Source organism: Actinosynnema sp. (assembly GCF_052038725.1).
Genome location: NZ_JBQGCX010000962.1, coordinates 1 through 3,003 on the forward strand (window position 1 = coordinate 1; position 3,003 = coordinate 3,003).

General features: G+C 72.9%; 3 protein-coding genes. 1 reads left to right on the top strand and 2 read right to left on the bottom strand.

All coding sequences use genetic code 11. The features are described 5' to 3' along the window. Positions 1–637: exonuclease domain-containing protein (locus ACTUAL_RS20475; RefSeq protein ID WP_440901377.1), on the bottom strand; the 637-nt coding region annotated here is incomplete at its 3' end. Between the two features lie 116 nt (positions 638–753). Then, positions 754–1,050, bottom strand: a complete 297-nt coding sequence (locus ACTUAL_RS20480) for a hypothetical protein (RefSeq protein WP_440901378.1) — start codon at positions 1,048–1,050, stop codon at positions 754–756. 1,066 nt (positions 1,051–2,116) lie between these two features. On the opposite strand from ACTUAL_RS20480, the gene ACTUAL_RS20485 reads away from it, so the two are divergent. Then, entirely contained in the window at positions 2,117–2,983 is an 867-nt protein-coding gene (locus ACTUAL_RS20485; RefSeq protein WP_440901379.1) for a tyrosine-type recombinase/integrase, read from the top strand. Positions 2,984–3,003: the final 20 nt, after the last annotated feature.

The following is a 3,003-nucleotide window of genomic DNA, read 5'->3' on the forward strand; positions in this document are numbered from 1 at the left end:
GGAACCACCCCACCTGCCGCTCGTGCAGCTCCGACAGCGCGATCCCACCCACCTCCACCGGGTGCACCCGAGCCAACTTCCACGCCAACCGCGCCGCCGCCAACGCGTCACCCGCACTCGTGTGCGCGCCCTCCAACCGCACCCCGTGGTGCTCGCACACCGCACCCAACGTCCGCTTGCCCACCCGACGCGGGTCCAACGCCCGATCCACGCACAACGGGTCCACCACCGGCCCCGACACCCGCAACGACCGCCCGTGGTGCCGAAGCAGCTCCGCGTCCAGCATCGTCAGGTCGAACGGCGCGTTGAACGCGCACAGGGGAGTGGACGCCGTCCACAACTCGGCCAGCAGCGCCTCGACCTCGGCCACCACCTCACCCACCGGCCGCCCCTCGGCCCGCGCCTGCTCGGTGCTGATCCCGTGGATCGCCGTCGCCGACGCCGGGATCGGCACACCCGGATCGGCCAACCACGTCCGCACCCGCACGTCCGGCTTCGCCCCCTCGGCGCCGGGCGTGATCACGACCACGGACGCGGTGACGATCCGGTCCCGACGCGGCTCGACGTCGGTGGTCTCCAGGTCCAGGGCCAGCAGCGGGCCGTCGGCCCACGACCCGGTGGCAGCAGGGCTGTGCATCGGCGCAGCGTACCCGGGCACACCGACACCCACGGGACGACGGTGATCAACGGCGGGTCGCGGTCGCGGGGGAGCGGCGGGACACCCCGGACGCCCCGCCGCACGCCGCGACCCGATCAGCCCAGGTGCTCCCGCAACGCCCGCCGCGCCGCCCGCCGATCACGCCGCCGGTCCTCCCGGCGCCGGAACGCCCACTCCCGGTGCCCGCGGCTCTCGCAACGCCGGAACCAGTACGACGCGGACCCCGCCCAGTGGCACCCCGAACGCGGCTGCCCGAGGGAAGCGGTGGCCTCGCTGATGACGGCGGGGAGCGCGCACCCGCCGAACCGGTGATCGTGCACCGGAACGCACGCGGACATCGGAGCGTCCGCCATCTGCACCCACCAGGGGCGGGTCTTGTCGGTCTTGCCCATGCCCGGTCGCCTTTCGGCTCCGTGACAGCCCCGGACGGGCCATCGCTAGACCGGGCTCACGGGCGCGCCTCCACCGACTCGACCGAACGACCCGCCGACCGTACCGCGCTGCCACGGCCGCGGGGAGGGGCCCGGATTGCTTACTTAACATAATGTAGATTATCGGCATTACGGAGGTGCTGGTCAGAGGGGTGAGAGGGGGCGCTGGAACGTCCGGGCGACGGTGGTGCGTCGCGTGTGCGCCAACGGCGCCGCCGTGGGCCGCGACGGGGCGTGCGCGACGCGTCGCCGTCGAGCGGCGTGCGCGCGACGGACGGCGGCGTCGGCTCGGCGCGGCAGCGCGAGCGATGCGGGCTCGGGGCGCTGAGCGTTCGAGACGTCAGCGGTCGACTGGCGGCCGTCGGTGTCGGCCTGCTTGAGTCGGCCGGTAATACGTCACGTGACGCATCCACGGGTGTGTCCTGGAGTGCGTCGACGTCGTGCCGCAAGGCGCCCGGCGGCCGGTTCGGGCTTGATCAAGGCGTCCCCCCGAGGCCCGCCCCCCGGACTCCGCCCTGCCTCAAGTGGCGTCGACCGGCGTCCCGCTGCGGCGTCGAGGCGTGGAGGGGCGCGCGCAACGTGTCGTTGGAGGCGTTCTGAGGGCCTTCGGCGGGACTCGTTTGAAGATCAACTACCGGGGTCCCCCGAGAGGGGCTGACCCACCCCGACCGCTGTTTGATGGATAATCGCCATTATCCATCAAACGATACGGATCGCGTTGGGTCGGTGACCCGCTGCGCTCGGCGCGCTCGACAGGTCCGACGGGTCCGACGCCCGCGCGTTCGGCACGCCGTGCCCCCTGGCCTCTCACGTCACCGCCGCCGACGAGCGTCCAACGCTGGGACTCCCCTGCCGGTGACCGCTCACCTCCACCGCCCCCTCTCCCGGCAGGGAGCATCGCGCCTCGTCCTGCTCACACCCGCCGCTCCCCCGCCACCAGTCACCACCTGCCCGAACCACCCCCACCTCCCCCGTTCGGGTAACCAACTGGGCCGAATTGTCGGTCCCGTGCGGTAGTAAAGGTGGCGTGGACGTACTCGCTGCTCAGGAAGCCTTCTTCCAGGCCCGCAGGCCCAGGAAGGATTCGCCGCACACCACCGCCGCGTACCGGCGCGACCTCGCCGGGGTCAACGCGCTGCTGGGCGAGGTGGTCGGGCGCGAGGTGGGTGAGCTTCGGGTGGAGGACCTGACCGGGACGCACCTGCGGTCGGCGTTCGGGGTGTTCGCTGACTCGCACGCCAAGAGCTCGGTGCTGCGGGCCTGGTCCACCTGGAACCAGTTCCTGACGTTCCTGGTCGCCGAGGACCTGGTGCCCGGCAACCCGATGGGCGCCGTGGCGCGCCCCAAGACGCCGCCGCTGGTGCCGAAGCCGCTGCGCGGGGAGGACACGCCGGAGCGGTTGCTGGCGGCTGCCGCGGAGGGGGCGCGGAAGGCGCGGGACCCGTGGCCGGAGCGGGACGTGCTGGTGCTGGCGCTGGGGCTGGTGGCGGGGTTGCGGTCGGTGGAGATGCGGACGTTGACGCTGGCGTCGGTGGTGGGGCGGTCCGGGGAGCGGCGGCTGCACGTGCTGGGCAAGGGCAACCGGGACCGGTCGGTGCCGATCGAGCCCGCGATGGAGCGGGTGGTGGACGAGTACCTGGCGTCGTGCCGCAAGCGGTTCCCGCAGGGGCGGTTCGACCGGGGTTCGGCGTTGCTGCGGGACCGGCACGGGGAGCCGATCGGGCGGGGTGGGTTGGAGTACCTGGTGCGGTCGTGCTTCCGGTGGGCGGGGTTGCACGACCGGGTGCCGTCGGGGGCGAACCTGCACGCGTTGCGGCACACGTTCGCGACGCGGTTGGCGGAGGAAGGGGCGACGGCGTCGGAGATCATGGCGCTGCTGGGGCACGCGACTTAGGCGACGAGCCAGAACTACAT

Excerpts from the sequence above, each read along its gene's own strand:
- ACTUAL_RS20480 (WP_440901378.1), bottom strand. The coding sequence starts at position 1,050 with ATGGGCAAGACCGACAAGACCCGCCCCTGGTGGGTGCAGATGGCGGAC.